The sequence below is a fragment of the Calidithermus roseus genome (assembly GCF_003574095.1).
GTDB lineage: Bacteria > Deinococcota > Deinococci > Deinococcales > Thermaceae > Calidithermus > Calidithermus roseus.
The window spans coordinates 1-15,716 of record NZ_QWLA01000048.1 but is presented as its reverse complement, the minus strand read 5'-3'; the positions used below and the strand labels follow the sequence as shown (position 1 = coordinate 15,716).

Here is a 15,716-nt window from a genome sequence, read left to right as displayed (position 1 = left end):
TCGGTGCTGAGGGCTAAACGCCCTTTCTCTATCCCCCTTTTGCTTCCCGCTTGTCATTTCCCTCCCTACTCTCCCACCTGCCGCGCCAGCTCCGCCAGCGCTTCGCTCCAGTCCTCGCCCACGGTGAGGGTGTGGTGGGGCTTGTGAACGCGCCGAGCCAGCTTGCGGGTCAGGCTGGGGATGGGGTCGGAACCGGGCACCATCAGGTAGATCAGGGCCTTGACCTTGCCCAGGCGAGAAAGGTAGCGGCTGGCTCCGGCAAACTCGAGGTCGGTGGGCAGGTCGAGGGGAATCTCCACCCGCCTGCCCTCCTCGCGCAACCTGCTGGGGGGAATGTCGGGCCAGAAGGGGCTCAGGCCCGCTTTTTGCAAAGCTTCCACCAGGCCGCCTTGCAGGCGGGGGTCCTCCTGCACCATGGGCAGGGTGACGATGCCCACCGAGCGGTTGCTGCTGGGGTTCTTGGGCAGAGGCGGGGTGTGTTGCAGGAGGTACTGGGTCTTGTCGAGCACCCTGCGCGTGAGCATGGGGTTTTTGGTCAGAGTCTGGCCCACCTCGGCGACGAAGCCCACCAGGTCGGGCGAGAGGTGGGCGGGAACGCGCAGCATGGGGGGCAGGCCGGGTAGGTAGCGGGCCAGGGAGGCGCCCAGGTCGAAGATCCAGGGGTTCTGGGCTCCGCCACGTTCACTCTGGATGTCGCCCTGAGCGTCGGGGATGAGCAGGTAGTCCACGCCCTGGGCCTTGAGGTTGCTCACCTGCGCGGCGACCAGGCTGGCCGGAAGAAAGATGGGCAGGCTGGGCTCGACCGGCTCAGGTCGAACCAGCTCGAGGCCCAGCCCCTCGAGGTAAGGCTCCCAGAAGGGCAGGTAACGCCCAGCGAGCCAGGTGTCCAGGAGGCCAATACGCACTCCCGAATCCTATCGGGCCACAGGGCTCTGGGCAAGGGCGGCCCGGCCCATGAGCTTCCCTTAATGCGGCTGCCATGACCCAGGAAGCGGCCCCTGGGCTTCGTATACTGGGTCTGTTGCTTATGCACCATTTGTCGCTGCGCCTACTGGCCCTGCTGGGGCTCACGCTGGGCCTGGCCCTGGCGCAGGCACCCGTGCAGGACCTGGTCCTGCGGGTGTTACTGGCCGAGGCCAGCGAGGCCAGCCTGAGCCTGGGAGCCCACCTGCGGCTGAGCAGCTACGGCGAGCAGAACCTCCCCGCCGCCACGCTGAAGCTTGGCGCCTCGGGCAACGATGTGCTCGTAGGGGGACAGGCCAGCGGTCCGTGGGTCGAGTTCCAGGCCACCGACGGGCTGTTCGTCTTCGAAGGCAGACCCTACCGGGGCAGCCTGCAGGCCATCGCCCAAAACGGCACGCTGCTCCTGATCAACCGGGTGTGGCTCGAGGACTACCTCATGGGCGTAGTACCCGGTGAGGTGCCCCGCTCTTTCCCTCCCGAGGTGTTGCGGGCACAGGCCATCCTGGCCCGCACTTTCGCGCTCTACCGCCTCAACCCCAAAGCCCTCTACGACATCTGCGACGACGAGCGCTGCCAGGTCTACTTGGGCTACCGCGCCGAAACCCCCGAGCACAGCGCGGCGGTGCAGGCCACCCGTGGGCTCATCGTGAGCTACGGCCAGCAACCCATCACTGCCGTCTACCACGCCGATTCGGGCGGATATACCGCCGCTTCCGCGGAGGTCTGGGGAGGCAGCGTGCCCTACCTTATCGCCCGTCCCGACCCCTACTCCCAAAGCCCCAAGGGCGTCTGGGGCCTTACCCTTTCGCCCCAGGCGGTGGCCCGCCAACTCGTCGCACAGGGGATGCTGGTGGGGGACGTGCAGGGCCTCGAGATCGTGCAGTACACCGAGTCCGGGCGGGTAGCCCGGCTGCGGGTGCGCGGCAACCTCAAGAGCACCGACCTAGTCGGCCCCCAGGCCACCCGCTTCCTGCGCGGGCTGGGGCTGCCCTCGACCCGCATCACCCTCAGCGGCTGGGACGTGACGGGCTTTGGCGTGGGGCACGGGGTCGGCATGAGCCAGTGGGGAGCCAGGGGCTTCGCCCTGCAAGGCTGGGACTTCAAGCAGATCCTAGGCTACTACTACCCCGGCACCTTCCTCAGCAGCTTCGAGGTGGTGCAGGGGCTGCGCGAAAAGCTGCTGGCCTCGGGGTATATGCCTGCCCAGGGGCTTCAATCGGTTGTGCCGTCTGGAGCATTGATCTCGAGCCTTCTGGCTTCGGTCCGGTAGGGTCTCAGTGAAAAGCAGGCTCAGGGTTCTAGACGATGAGAGGCCCGTGGCATTTGAGGTCGAGAGTCGAGGGCTAAAGCGTTTAGCGTAGGACGTACGACATACCCCCATCCACATCCTTCAAATGTGAAATGGCTGCATATAGTTGGGATATGTCGTTGCGCAAACTCTTGCTCGGCGGCCTGTTGGGGGTGGTGGGATTGAGTCCCGCGATGGCATCACCCGCCCAGAGCCTCTTCGATCAGGCCACCTTCTTCATCGGTTTTTACTACAACGGCCCGGCCAAAGTGCCCAATTTTCGCGAGCTGCGCCAGCGCTACCAGGGCCAGCTCGAGCAGGCCTGCCGGGGGCTGGGGGAGCAGTGCGGCTATGAGCAGGCCAGGGGGGTCATCCTGCGCATCATCGAGGACCTGGGCGACCCCTTCACCACCTTGCTCAGCGCCGAGGAAGAGCAAGAGGCCAGCCGACTGGGCGCAGGGCTGGGGCCGGTGGCGCCCTGGATCGGGGTGTGGGTGCGTCCTGGTACGGGTGGGCTGGTGGTGGTGGAGTCCTTCCCCGGTGAAGCCGCCTACCGTGCAGGCCTGAGGCGCGGCGACGTGATCACCCAGGTTGGGGGGCAGATGGCCACCCCCCAGGCCCTGCGCGCCGCCGAGCGCAGTCAGCAGCCCTTCACCCTGAGCTACAGCCGCCAGGGGCAGATCCAGCGAGTGGAAGTGCGCGGCAGCCTCAGCCGGGAGAGCCTGCAGCCCCGGCTCGAGCTGCAAGGCGGCGTGGCTTACCTGAGGGTCTACCACCTCTACTACTCCGAGCGCTTCAGCGTGGCCGAGCGGGTGCACCAGCTCGTGCGCCAGGCCGAGCAGGAGGGGGCCAGGGGGATCGTCCTCGACCTGCGCGACAGCCTCACCGGCATCGACGACGAGGCCCTGCTCGCCGCCAACGCCTTCCTCCCCAAGGCGGGCTTCGTCTACGACTGGCGCTTCAAGAACCTCGACGACACCTTCAGCGCCGAGGGGGGCAAGGTCTACGTCCAGGGCGAAGGCGAGACCGAGCGCGTGGCCGTGCGCGAGGTCGCCAACCCCGTGCAGAGTTCCCTGCCGCTGGTGGTGCTGGTCAATCGCAACACCTTCAACAGCGCCGAGATGCTGGCCTACTTCCTGCAAGCAGCGGGCCGGGCCAAGGTGGTGGGTGAGGCTAGCGCCGGAGCCCTGGGGGTTTCGGGCAACGCCGACAATGCGCTGATCAACGGGGAGTTCCTGGCGGTCTCGAGCATCCGCATGAAAAACCTCGACGGCTCGCCCTTCCCTCTCAAGCTCACCCCCGACGTGGTGGTAAGCGATGACCTGGAAGCCCTGGCCCAGGGCCGGGATGTGGTGCTGGAAAAAGCTCGGGAAGTTCTGGGCATTGGCAACAGGTGAACTATGCAGCGTTTGAAACAATGGCTAGCCGGTCTGGTTCTGGTCCTGGGCACCTTGTCGTGGGCTTCTCCGGCTCAGGACCTCTTCGACCAGGCCAGCTTTTACCTCGAGTTCTACTACTTTGGCCCTTCCACCCTCGACCTCAAGGCCCTGACGGTGAAATACCAGGCCAGCCTGAGCAGCGCCTGCGCCCAGGAGCCAGAGACCTGCCCCTACGATAAAGCCGTGCCCGTGATCCAGCAGATGATCCGGGAGCTTGGCGACGGCCACACCTACTACCAAGGACCCGAAGCCCTGGCCGCCGCCCGGCAGCAGCGCAGCGGCAACGCACCCTCGCGGGGCCTGCGCATCGGCATCTCCTACCAGCCCATCGAGGGTTCCCGCGACCAGCTCATCACCGACGTGGTCGAAGGAAGTCCCGCCGACGAGGCCGGGATCCTCTACGGCGACCGCCTGATCGCCCTCAACGACAGGCCCCTCAACGACCTCAGCAGCCCCGAGGAAGTGCAGCGCACCCTCAGCGCCACGGTGCAGACCGGCCAGCCCTTCAAGCTGACCCTGCTGCGCGGGCCCAAGCGGGAGCAACTCGAGGTCACCCTGAGAGGACGCGAGATCAACCTCGCCCGCCTGCCCTCACTCAAGTTGCGCCCCGACGGCATCGCGGTGCTCAAGATCCCCGACTTCCTGGCCAATAACCGGGTGGGGCCCAGGGTTCACGAGCTGGTGCGCCAGGCCCAGGAGGCCGGAGCCAGGGGGCTGATCCTCGAGCTGCGCAACAACGGCGGCGGCAGTGCCCTCGATGCCCTCATAGCCATGGCTGCCTTCATCCCCAACCCCTACGTGCTCTTCACCGATCGCTACAATCAAGAGCGCACCGTGATGAGCTTCCGTGAGGGCAAAGCCACCATCACCGACGATAAGGGCACCGTGCTGTTCTCCCTCCCCGTCGAACGCCCGGCGCTCTGGAAGGGGCCGCTGGCGATTCTGGTCAACTCGCGCAGCGCCTCGGCTTCGGAGTACCTGGCCTCGGCCTTGAAGCTGAACAAGGTGGGGGTGGTCATCGGCGAAACCACCGCCGGGGTGGGCAACACCACCACCCGCACCTACCGCCTCATCAACGGCGGCGGTCTCAACATCTCGCAAAACCGGGCCTTCCTAGAGAACGGCAACAGCTATCCCGAGGTGGTGCGCCCCGACATCGGCGTGAACGACGACCTCAAGGTTCTGGCCGAGCAGGGCCGCGATCTGCCCTTCGAGCGCGCGCTCGAGGCGTTGGGCATCAAGCAGCCGTAAAGAAGCGGTCAGCTATCAGCCGTCAGCTTGTGGCTCGCGCCAAAGCATTTCGCGTTTTGCGTATTGCGTAGGACGTACGACCCGTCCCCCGCGCTCCGCCCTCAGCCACTGGCGTATACTGGGTATCGGCAAAACCGATTCCCGCCATGCAGATCTCGCTCAAGCAACTGGTCTACTTCATCGCCGTGGCCGAGGCAGGTTCGATCTCCCGCGCCCTGACCTCGCTCGACGTGGCCCAATCGGTGGTCACGGAGGCCATCAAGAAGCTCGAGGAGAGCCTGGGGGCCCAGCTTTTCAACCGGCACGCGCGGGGGATGGTGCTCACCCACGCCGGGCATCAGTTCCTGCGCCACGCCCACGAGGTGCTGGCCGCCTTGCGCAACGCCGAGCAGGCCATCCGCGAGCGCCCCGACACCATGACCGGGCGGCTCAACCTGGGGGTGAGCAGCCTGGTCACGGCCTACTACCTGCCCTACCTGCTCGACCGCTTTGAGCGGGTTTTTCCGGGGGTGGAGGTCTCGCTGGTGGAGGACCGGCGGGGCTACATCGAACACCTGCTCATCAACGGCGAGCTCGACGTGGCGATCATGAACGTCTCGAGCGTGGACAAGCAGGCCCTGGAAACCCGCACCCTGCTGCGGGCTCCGTGGCGGGTATGGCTGCCCTCCAACCACCCCCTGCTCAAGCGCGAGGCCGTCGCCCTCGAGGAGCTTCACGGCGAGCGCCTGCTGGTGCTCAAGAACGACGAACTCGACGAGGTGACCCAGCAGGTCCATCGGCTGGCTGGATACCCCAAGATCACCGTGCGCACCGAGTCCATCGAGGCCATGCGCAGCCTGGTGGCGGTGGGCATCGGGGTAGCCGTGCTGCCGCACCTGATGTACCGGCCCTGGTCGCTGGAGGGCGACCGGCTGGAGTCGCGCCCCCTCACCGGCGAACTGCCCCGCCTCGAGATCGGCGTGGCCTGGCGCAAGGGCAGCGAACTCTCCGAAACCGCCCGGCAGTTTTTGGTGATCGTGGGAGAGCACTCGAGGCTGCACCAGTACACGGAGGAGCTGGTATAGCTTTAGCCGATAACTGCCATATCCTCGGCTTTCTTGTTCCTCTCCCGGCCTCCTGCGTATGCTACCCGGCAGCACGACAACCCTGATGCATCGGGCTTGGGCACCCTCGAGGCGTCGCGTTGTCGGTCATGACACAGGAGGCAGGCATGAGAAGAAGAGTGTGGTTGTGGGCATCGGGTGCAATTTCTTTGATGGTGAGCAGCCTGGTTCTGGCCCAGATTCCCGCCAACCGGGCCCAGCAATCCATCGGCAGGCTCGAGGGGCAGCTCAACATCCTGGCCTGGCCGGGCTATGTCGAGGACGGCTCCACCGACAAGAGTGCTGACTGGGTAACCCCTTTCGAGCAGGCCACGGGCTGTCAGGTTAACGTCAAGGTCTTCGGCTCCTCCGACGAGGCGGTGCGCCTGATGAACCAGGGCGGCTACGACCTGGTGACCGCCTCGGGTGACGCCACCCACCGCCTGATCTCGGGCAACGTGGTCGCCCCGGTCAACTGGAAGCTCATCCCCAACACCGCCAACCTCGACAAGCGCCTGGTGGATGCTCCCTGGTACACGGTCAATGGCGTGCGTTACGGGGTTCCCTACCAGTTTGGCGTCAACGTGCTGGCCTACAACACCAAGGTCTTCCCCAAGCCCCCCACCACCTGGGCCATCGTCTTCAAGGAGATGACCCTGCCCGACGGCAAGAGCAATAAAGGCCGCGTCCAGGCCTACTATGGCCCCATCTACGTAGCCGATGCCGCGCTCTTCCTGATGAAAACCCGCCCTGAGCTGGGCATCAAGGACCCCTACGAGCTCAACGAGCGGCAATACCAGGAAGTGCTCAAACTGCTGCGCCAGCAACGCGCCATCCTGCAACGCTACTGGAACGACGCCAACGCCCAGGTGCAGGACTTCACCAACGAGGGCGTGGTGGCCTCGACCACCTGGATCTTCCAGGTCAACACCCTCAAGGCCAACAACCAGCCCATCGACTGGGTGGTGCCCAAGGAAGGGGCCACCGGCTGGGCCGATACCACCATGCTCGCCGCCAAGGCCAAGAACCCCAACTGCGCCTACAAGTGGCTCGACTGGCAGCTCACCCCAAAGGTGCAGGCCGATATTGCCGGTTGGTTCGGTTCCAATCCCGTCGTGCCCAAAGGTTGCACCGTGAGCGGCTCGCTTCTAGCTGCCGACGGCTGCCAGAAACAAGGCTACTTCGACTTCGACAACATCTGGTTCTGGCGCACCCCCACCACCCAGTGCAAGACCCAGAACAACCAGTGCGTGCCCTATAGCCGCTGGGTAAGCGACTACATCGCCATCCAAGGAGGCAGGTAGCCCCATGTCGATGGTCGATCGCCCATATTTAGCCATCGACGACCGACCATCGACCATCGACACCTCTATGCCCAACGCCGTCGAGCTGATCAACCTTTCCTGCCACTTTGGCTCGGTACGGGCGGTGGACGGGGTGAGCCTCGAGATCCGCCCTGGGGAGTTCTTCTCCATGCTGGGGCCCTCGGGCTCGGGCAAGACCACCTGCCTGCGGCTGATCGGGGGCTTCGAGCAGCCCACGGCCGGGCGCATCCTGCTCTTCGGGCAGGATGCCTCCAGGCTGCCGCCCTATGCCCGCGACGTGAACACGGTGTTCCAGGACTACGCCCTGTTCCCGCACATGAACGTGCGCGACAACGTGGCCTACGCGCTGATGGTGCGCGGGGTGGGCCGGGCCGAGCGCTACCGCCGGGCGGAGGAGATGCTCGAGCAAGTCAAGCTCGGTGGCCTCGGCGACCGGCGACCGGGCCAGCTCTCGGGCGGGCAGCGGCAGCGGGTGGCTCTGGCCAGAGCGCTGATCAACAAGCCCAGGCTCCTGCTGCTCGACGAGCCCTTAGGCGCCCTCGACCTCAAGCTGCGCGAGGAGATGCAGATCGAGCTCAAGGCCCTCCAGCGCAGCCTGGGCATCACCTTCGTCTACGTCACCCACGACCAGAGCGAGGCCCTTTCCATGAGCGACCGGGTGGCGGTGTTCAACCAGGGGCGCATCGAGCAGCTCGACACTCCCAAGCGGCTCTACGAGCACCCCCGCACCGAGTTCGTGGCCCGCTTCGTGGGGAGTGCCAACGTGCTCGAGGGCTCCATCATCGGCCTGAAGGGCAAGTACGCCCTGCGCCCCGAGCGCATCCGCGTGCAACCGGGGCACCACGGCGGGCCGGGCTGCCTGGCGGGTGAACTCCTCGACGTGCACTACCTCGGCTCGCAAACCCGCTACGAGGTGCGCGTGGGGGAGCAGCGCCTCACCGCCATCACCTCCTCCGACGAGACCGATTTGCCCATCGGCAGCCCCGTGACCCTGAGCTGGGATCCATCCGCGCTGCGCGAGCTGGAGGTGTCTCGGTGAGCTTGTCTGCTTCCAGAACCCTGCGCCGGCGGGTCTCCGATTTGTTTTATCTCCACCCGCGCTTTCTGCTGCTGCTCTTGCTGCTTCCCCCCCTGCTGTGGCTGGGCATCATCTACTTGGGCTCGCTGTTCAACCTGCTGCTCTACAGCTTCTACTCGCTCAACGACTTCACCGGGCAGGTCGAGTACCGCTTCTCGCTCTCGGCCTTCGAGCAGCTCTTCTCCTCTGCCGCCAACATAGACATCGTCGTGCGCACCACGCTCATGGCCCTAGCCGTGACGCTGGCCTGCGCCGTCATTGCCTTTCCCATCGCCTACTACATCACCTTCTACACGCGGGGCAGCGCCAGAACCTTCTGGTACTTGATGGTGCTGCTGCCCTTGTGGTCGAGCTACCTGATCAAGGTCTACGCCTGGCGCCTGATCCTCGCGGGCGAGGGCGTGGTGAGCTGGTTTTTCAATGCCCTTGGGCTGGGCTGGCTGCTGCAAGGCGTCCTGAGCCTGCCGGTGGTTGGGGGAACCAGCCTCTCCAACAGCTATTTGGGCATGTTCTTGGTGTTCACCTACATCTGGCTGCCCTACATGATCCTGCCCATCATCGCGGCCTTGGAGCGCGTCCCCAAGTCGCTGGTGCAGGCCTCCGCCGACCTGGGCGCCAGGCCACGCCAGACCTTCTGGAAGGTGGTCTGGCCGCTGACGATCCCAGGGGTGGCCGCCGGCTCGATCTTCACCTTCTCGCTGACGCTGGGCGACTACATCATCCCGCAGGTGGTAGGGCAGCCCGGCTTTTTCATCGGGCAGATGGTGTACGTGCAGCAGGGCACTGCAGGAAACCTCCCGCTGGCGGCGGCTTTCTCGGTGGTGCCGGTGGTGATCATCGCCATCTACTTGCTGATCGTGCGCCGAATGGGGGCTTTTAATGCGCTGTAGCAGGCCGAACGTCGAACGCCAAACGCCCAAGGCAAAGCCGCGGGCGGGAGGTCGCTATGCCGTCTAAGCCTTCCCTCGGCCTGCGCATCGCCTTCATCACGGGGATGCTGTTCCTGCACTTCCCCATCCTCGTCATCGTGCTCTACGCCTTCACCACCGAAGACCGCACTTATCAATTCCCGCCGCCGGGGCTGACGCTGAAGTGGTTCGGCGAGGCCTTCGAGCGACAGGACATGTGGAGAGCGCTGCTGCTCTCGCTCGAGGTGGCCGGCATGGCCACGGCCATCGCTCTGATCCTGGGTACCATGGTGGCGGCGGCCATATACCGCTTTGAGTTCCGCGGCAAGGACGTCGTCACGGCCTTGCTGATCCTGCCCATCGCCCTGCCCGGCATCCTCACCGGCATCGCGCTGCTCACCACCTTCAAGCGGCTGGCCGTCGAGCCCTCCTTCTGGACCATCGTCATCGGGCACGCCACCTTCTGCATGGTCACGGTCTACAACAACGTCGTCGCCCGCTTCCGCCGCACTGGCCATTCGCAGCTCGAGGCCAGCATGGACCTAGGAGCCGACTGGTTTCGCACCTGGCGCTTCGTGGTGCTGCCTAGCATCGCCACCGCCCTGCTGGCGGGGGGTATGCTCTCCTTTGCCCTCTCCTTCGACGAGGTCATCGTCACCACCTTCACCGCCGCCGACCAGAAGACCCTGCCCATCTGGTTCCTCAACGAGCTCTTCCGGCCCAGGGAGCGCCCCGTGACCAACGTGGTCGCGGTGTTCGTGATGCTCATAACCTTCCTGCCTATCGTGCTCGCGCAGTGGCTCACCCGCGACACCGACGACCTGCACGGGGGCGGGAAGACGAGCTGAGTGACGCCCGACGCCAGAGGATGCCCCTACACTTGTCATCTGCTCATAGCTGAAAGGAGATTGGTTCATGCAGATCAAGCAACTCATCAACGGTGAGTTCGTCCTGGGGGAAGGAGCGCCCTACGAGATCCTCAACCCCGCGACCGGAGAGACCCTCACCAAGGTGCCCGAGGCCTCACTCGAGCAGGTCAAGGCCGCCGTGGCCGCCGCCGAGGCCGCCTTCGACGCCTGGTCGCAGACGACGCCCAAGGACCGCTCGCTGTTGCTGCTGAAGCTCGCCGACAAGATCGAGGAGAGGGCCGAGGAGTTCGCCCGGCTCGAGTCGCTCAACTGTGGCAAGCCCTACCTAGCCGTGCTCAACGACGAAATCCCGGCCATCTCCGACTGCTTCCGCTTCTTCGCGGGGGCGGCGCGGGCCATGACGGGAGCGGTGGCCGGGGAGTACCTGGCCGGGCATACCAGCATGATCCGGCGCGACCCCATCGGGGTGGTGGCCTCCATTGCTCCCTGGAACTACCCGCTGATGATGGCGGCCTGGAAGCTGGGGCCGGTGCTGGCGGCGGGCAACACCAGCGTGATCAAGCCCTCCGAGCAGACCCCCCTCACCACGCTCAGGTTGGCCGAACTGCTGGCCGAACTCTTCCCGCCCGGCGTGGTCAACGTGATCACCGGGGTGGGCGAGACGGTGGGCTCGGCGCTGATCCACCAACCCCAGGTGCGCATGATCTCCCTCACCGGCGACGTGGCCACGGGCAGGCGGGTGCTCGAGGCCGCCTCCCAAAGCCTCAAGCGCACCCACCTCGAACTCGGCGGCAAGGCCCCGGTGATCGTGATGGACGACGCCGACCTCGAGGCCGCCGTACAGGGCATCAAGGTCTTTGGCTACTACAATGCCGGGCAGGACTGCACCGCCGCCTGCCGCGTCTACGCCGGGGCCCGCATCTACGACAGATTCGTGGCCGAGCTCTCCGACGCGGTGAGCCGCATCAAGGTGGGCAGCCAAAACGAAGACGGGGTGGAGATGGGCCCGCTGATCACCGAGCGGCAGCGCGCCCGCGTGGCCAGCTTCGTGGAGCGGGCCAGGATGCAAAAGCACATCGAGGTGACCACGGGGGGCAAGGCGGGCGCGGGCAGGGGCTTCTTCTACGAGCCTACCGTGATCGCCGGAGCCCACCAGGACGACGAGATCGTGCGCCGCGAGGTCTTCGGACCCGTCGTGAGCGTCACCCGCTTCACCGACACTGAACAGGCCATCGCCTGGGCCAACGACTCCGACTACGGCCTGGCTTCCTCGGTCTGGACGCGGGACGTGGGCAAGGCCATGCGCATCGCCAGCCGCCTGCAGTACGGCTGCACCTGGATCAACACCCACTTCATGCTGGTCAACGAGATGCCCCACGGCGGCCTCAAGCACTCGGGCTACGGTAAGGACATGAGCATGTACGCACTCGAGGACTACACCGTGGTGCGGCACGTGATGGTGAAGCATTGAGTTGGTGATGGTCGATAGTCGATGGCCGAACGCCCGGCGCGGGTCGTGCGTCGTACGTCCTACGCCATACGCAAAACGCAAGACGCCAGACGCCTTGTCACCCCCCTTAGCAAGGGGGGCTGGGGGCGGGGCGAACCACAGGTCACTAGCTGACGGCTGATGGCTAAACACCAAGCACAGGGGCGGGCACGGGACCCGCCCTCGTCGCGGGGTTGGCCCCCATCGCCACCCCGATCACGTTGCCCCCGGCCCGCAGTGGTAGTGTGGCGAGGTTATGAGCCCCGAAACGCGCCGTGAGATTTTCAAGATCGCCATTCCGGTGAGCCTCGAGTCCTCCTTCCAACTGGTGCTGGGCTTCATCAATCAGGTCATCGTGGGCATCCTGGGCACCGCCACCATCGCGGCGGTGGGGCTGTCCAACAACGTGATGTTCATCGGCATTCTCTGCCTGAGCACGCTGGGGTCGGGCTGTGCGATATTGGCCTCGAGGGCCCGCGGTGCGGGGGATAGCGTGATGGTTTCGCGCATCGCGAGCTTTTCCTTGGTCTTCGCCACCCTGCTGTCGCTGCTGCTGGCGTTACCCCTGGCCCTCTTCGCCGAAGCCTTTCTGCGTGGGGTGGGCGCCAATGCCGAAATCGCCGAAATCGGCGGGCCTTTTCTGGGCTGGATCGCGCTGAGTCTGCCCCTCGTCACCGCCAGCACGGTGGCCAGCTCGGTCTTCCGCAGCATCGGGGAGGCGCGGCTGCCCATGACCGTGACCATGATCGCGCTGACCCTCACCCCGCTGCTCTCCTGGCTGCTGGTGCTGCCGCTGGGCCTGGGGGCAGTGGGGGCCGCCATTGCTGCGCTGATCGCCCAGGGGCTGCGGGCGCTGACGCTGGTGGGGTACTTGTTCTTCAGCCGCTGGGGCATCGCCTGGAACTGGCCTGACTGGAGCCAGGCCCGACAGATTTTGGATCGCATGGTGCCGCTGGTGCTGCCGCTGTTCATCACCGAGATCGTCTTCAGCGGGGGTTCCTTCCTCTTCGCGCTGCTCTTCGAGCGGCTGGGCACCCCCGAGCTGGCGGTGTTCCAGATCGCCAACACCCTCGAGGGCGTCTTCATCACGGCCTCGCTGGGGCTCAACGTCGCTGCCACCATCCTGGTAGCCCAGGCTATCGGGCGGCGCGACGAGGGAGGCACCTGGCGCATGGCGGGGGCCATCTGGCGCATTGGCCTGCTGAGCGCGGCGGCCTTCGGGCTGCTGATGGCCCTGAGCAGTCTGCTGCTGCCGCTGCTCTACCCCAACACCAGCCCCCAGGTGCAACAGTGGGCGGTGTGGGCCGTGCTGCTCAACGCGCTGTTCCAGCCGGTCAAGGTCTCCAACATGATCTTCTTCGGCGTGCTCAGCAGCGGAGGCGACACCCGCTACCTGCTGCTCTCCGACTTTGTGACGGTGTTCGTGGTGGGGCTGCCGCTGGCCTACTGGCTGGGGTTTGGCCTCGAGCTAGGGCTGTGGGGTATATTCCTGGGGAGGCTGCTGGGCGAGGAGTTGGTGCGCATCAGCATGTTCGTGCTGCGCTACCGCACAGGCCGCTGGTTCGGCCTCGAGGCCCGTTCCCTGCCCCAGGCCTGAAGAGGTCAGCCATGCTCGTAGGAACCGCAGAAATCCGCGTGCTCACCGAGGCCGATGCCGAGGCTTTCTACGCTCTGCGCCTGCGGGCGCTGGAGGAGGAGCCCTTGGCCTTTGGCCGCTCGGCGGAGGAGTACCGCGACACGCCGCTGGAGGAAGTAGCCCACAGGCTCCAGGAGTGGCCCGAGGGCAACTTCACGCTGGGAGCCTTCGAAGGCGGGCGGTTGGTGGGGATGGTGAGCTTCGGGCGTGGCGAGGGGCTCAAGCTGCAGCACAAGGGCAGCATTTGGGGCCTGTACGTAGCCCCCGAGGCCAGGGGCAGGGGACTGGGCAAGGCCCTGCTGGTGCAGTTGCTGGGCCGCGTGGCCCAGTACGGCGGCCTCGAGCAGATCCACCTCGCCGTGGCCGTGCCCCAGGAAGCCGCCCGCAAGCTCTACCGCAGCCTGGGGTTCCAGGTCTGGGGGCTCGAGCACCAGGGGCTCAAGGTGGGCAGCACCTACGTAGATATGGAGCACATGGTGCTGTTTTTGGGCGTCCAGGATGTTGAAGGCTGATGGTCGATAGCCAAAGCGGGCCATCAAAGCCTGGGCAGGGCGCGGATTTCGGTGGGGGTCTGGCTGCCGCCGCCGGGTTCTTCGGAGATGGCTAGCCCAGCAGCAGCAGGCGGAAGCCACAGCGTGACCACGCGGCTGCGGAAGGTCTCGAGGGGAATGGGCTGAGCGACGGCACCCCCCACCCCCCAGGCCTGATAGACCTTGCCCGCAGCGAGCCGCGGCAGGCTGAGCACCATCAGGGTCCGGCGGTCCGGGCGCACGAGGGCGCGGCCTACAGTGTGGCCTTGCGCGTCCACTAGGGTGATCACCTGGCTGCGGGGGTCGCCCAGCGCCTGCACCCAGCCCCAGCCCAGGCTGCCCAACCAGGCCACCACCAGCAGCAAGGCAGCCGCGACTGCCGGGGCCAGCCAGCGCAGAAGCATCGGACGCGGTGAAGGCGGGGAGAGGGGCTTAGCCAGCTCAACGCGGGGAGGCAAGGAGGCTATGATCCGCTCCTCGAGCCCCTCCGGCCTCGGCTCGGGGGGGAGGGCTAGGGCCAGGTCAGCGGCAGCGGCCTGCAATTCCTTTAGCTCGGCCTGGAGACGGGGGGAAAGCTCGAGGGCCTGCTCGACCTGGGCGCGCTCCTCCGGAGACAGCGCGTCTAGAGCGTAGAGTGGCAAAAGCTCGCGGGCTTCCTCAGGCTTCACCCAGCACCTCCCTCAGCTTCTCCAGCGCCCTCCGGGCGCGGGTCTTGAGCGTTCCCAGCGGGATCCCCAGGCGTTCGGCGGCCTCGCCGTGGGCATAGCCTTGGTAGTAGAGCACCTCGATCACGCTGCGCTCCTCGGGCGAGAGGGCGGCCAAAGCCCGCTGGATGCGGACACGGTCCAGGGCACCCCCCTCGTCGAGGCCGGGGCCCGGCAGGTCGAAGGCTTCGGCCTCCTCCTCGTCTTGGGCGGGCTCGAGGGCCCTGGGGCGGGACGCATCCCGGCGCACCAGGTCCACCGCCATGTGGTGGGCCACCGCCAGCAACCAGCTACGGGCCTGGGTCTTGCGGGGGTCGAAGCTGGCCGCCCCCCGCCAGATGCGCTGAAACACCTCCTGCACGCAGTCCTCCCGTGCCGCCGCGTCCAGGCCCATGCGCCTGGCCAGGGCCAGCACCGACCCCGCGTAGCGCCGGTAAAGCCAGCGTAGCGCCTCTTCGTCTCCGCGAGCCACCAGGGCCAGCAGAGCTTCGTCGGAGAAGTGCTCGAGGCTCATGCGGGCACACCTTACCATACGTGGCGCGTCTTCCAGATGGATTGTGGCCAGGCCCTTCAGCGCGAAGCCTGGGCGAAGACGTAAGCCTGGGGGTCCACGGCGATGCCGTAGCGGAAGACCGAGTAGTGCAGGTGCGGGCCGGTCGAGCGCCCGGTAGAACCCACCTGCCCGAGCATCTGCCCCATCCGCACGCGCTGCCCCTGGCTCACGCTCAGGAGCGAGAGGTGGCCGTAGAGGGTGCGGTAGCCGTTGTTGTGGTCGATCAGCACCATCAGGCCAAAAACGGGGTTCCAGCCCGCCTCCTCCACCGTGCCCTGGGCCGTGGCATAGACCGGCGTGCCCATGGGGGCGGCCAGGTCGAGGCCGTTGTGGAACTCGAGCCCTCCTCCGCCGAAGGGATTGCTCCGGTAGCCGAACAGCGAGGTCACGTGGCTCTCTACCCGCAGCGGCACGCCCCTGGGCTCGGTGAACATGGGCTCGTCGGGCAAGGGGTCGGCCAGGGCGTGCTCGAGGCTCTCCAACTCGTAGCTGAATGCCTCGACCTGCACCCGCAGCTCGATGAGCAGGTCCCCCAGCTCCACCGCCTCGCCTGCCCCGCCCCTGGGCTCCTTGGGGTCCTGGGGGCGCGGGGGCGGGATGG

The 15,716-nt window shown here is 66.3% G+C and carries 15 protein-coding genes; 11 read left to right on the top strand and 4 right to left on the bottom strand.

Annotation, left to right across the window (positions count from 1 at the left end):
• Positions 1-65: 65 nt before the first annotated feature.
• Entirely contained in the window at positions 66-905 is an 840-nt protein-coding gene (locus tag Mrose_RS12085; protein WP_119278590.1) for a hypothetical protein, read from the bottom strand.
• A gap of 122 nt (positions 906-1,027) precedes the next feature.
• Between Mrose_RS12085 and Mrose_RS12080 the strand changes: the two genes are divergently transcribed.
• The 11 genes from Mrose_RS12080 (at position 1,028) to Mrose_RS12030 (ending at position 13,840) form a co-directional block, all read left to right on the top strand.
• Positions 1,028-2,233: a SpoIID/LytB domain-containing protein gene (locus Mrose_RS12080; RefSeq protein WP_119278588.1), complete on the top strand. Its 1,206-nt coding sequence runs from the start codon at positions 1,028-1,030 to the stop codon at positions 2,231-2,233.
• Positions 2,234-2,385: 152 nt separating this feature from the next.
• The gene (locus tag Mrose_RS12075; protein ID WP_119278586.1) at positions 2,386-3,648 is read left to right on the top strand and encodes a S41 family peptidase; all 1,263 of its coding nucleotides are present in this window, start codon (positions 2,386-2,388) and stop codon (positions 3,646-3,648) included.
• A 3-nt stretch (positions 3,649-3,651) separates the two neighbouring features.
• A complete protein-coding gene (locus Mrose_RS12070; RefSeq protein ID WP_119278584.1) occupies positions 3,652-4,941 on the top strand; it encodes a S41 family peptidase in 1,290 nt (429 codons plus the stop codon).
• Positions 4,942-5,087: 146 nt separating this feature from the next.
• Positions 5,088-6,005 (top strand): LysR family transcriptional regulator, encoded by a 918-nt coding sequence (locus tag Mrose_RS12065; RefSeq protein ID WP_119278582.1) that lies wholly within the window; start codon positions 5,088-5,090, stop codon positions 6,003-6,005.
• A 146-nt stretch (positions 6,006-6,151) separates the two neighbouring features.
• Positions 6,152-7,327 carry an ABC transporter substrate-binding protein gene (locus tag Mrose_RS12060; protein ID WP_245969876.1) on the top strand — a complete coding sequence of 392 codons (1,176 nt, stop codon included), beginning with the start codon at positions 6,152-6,154 and terminating at the stop codon, positions 7,325-7,327.
• Between the two features lie 67 nt (positions 7,328-7,394).
• On the top strand, positions 7,395-8,387 hold the full coding sequence (locus Mrose_RS12055) for an ABC transporter ATP-binding protein (protein WP_119278578.1): 993 nt from the start codon (positions 7,395-7,397) through the stop codon (positions 8,385-8,387).
• Complete coding sequence (locus Mrose_RS12050; protein ID WP_119278576.1) at positions 8,384-9,316, top strand: ABC transporter permease; 933 nt, start codon at positions 8,384-8,386, stop codon at positions 9,314-9,316. Before Mrose_RS12055 ends, Mrose_RS12050 begins: the two co-directional genes overlap by 4 nt.
• 56 nt (positions 9,317-9,372) lie before the next feature.
• Positions 9,373-10,182 carry an ABC transporter permease gene (locus Mrose_RS12045; RefSeq protein WP_119278574.1) on the top strand — a complete coding sequence of 270 codons (810 nt, stop codon included), beginning with the start codon at positions 9,373-9,375 and terminating at the stop codon, positions 10,180-10,182.
• 67 nt (positions 10,183-10,249) lie between these two features.
• Positions 10,250-11,674 (top strand): gamma-aminobutyraldehyde dehydrogenase, encoded by a 1,425-nt coding sequence (locus Mrose_RS12040; protein WP_119278573.1) that lies wholly within the window; start codon positions 10,250-10,252, stop codon positions 11,672-11,674.
• Positions 11,675-11,948: 274 nt separating this feature from the next.
• Entirely contained in the window at positions 11,949-13,289 is a 1,341-nt protein-coding gene (locus Mrose_RS12035; RefSeq protein ID WP_119278571.1) for an MATE family efflux transporter, read from the top strand.
• 11 nt (positions 13,290-13,300) lie between these two features.
• Positions 13,301-13,840 carry a GNAT family N-acetyltransferase gene (locus Mrose_RS12030; protein WP_119278569.1) on the top strand — a complete coding sequence of 180 codons (540 nt, stop codon included), beginning with the start codon at positions 13,301-13,303 and terminating at the stop codon, positions 13,838-13,840.
• Between the two features lie 23 nt (positions 13,841-13,863).
• Here the strand turns inward: Mrose_RS12030 and Mrose_RS12025 are convergent, their stop codons facing one another.
• The 3 genes from Mrose_RS12025 to Mrose_RS12015 form a co-directional block, all read right to left on the bottom strand.
• Positions 13,864-14,526, bottom strand: coding sequence for an anti-sigma factor (locus Mrose_RS12025; RefSeq protein WP_119278567.1), 663 nt, complete (start codon positions 14,524-14,526; stop codon positions 13,864-13,866).
• Positions 14,516-15,076, bottom strand: a complete 561-nt coding sequence (locus Mrose_RS12020) for a sigma-70 family RNA polymerase sigma factor (RefSeq protein WP_119278565.1) — start codon at positions 15,074-15,076, stop codon at positions 14,516-14,518. The genes Mrose_RS12025 and Mrose_RS12020 overlap by 11 nt, the downstream gene beginning before the upstream one ends.
• Positions 15,077-15,132: 56 nt before the next feature.
• Positions 15,133-15,716: M23 family metallopeptidase (locus Mrose_RS12015; protein WP_147371635.1), on the bottom strand; the 584-nt coding region annotated here is incomplete at its 5' end.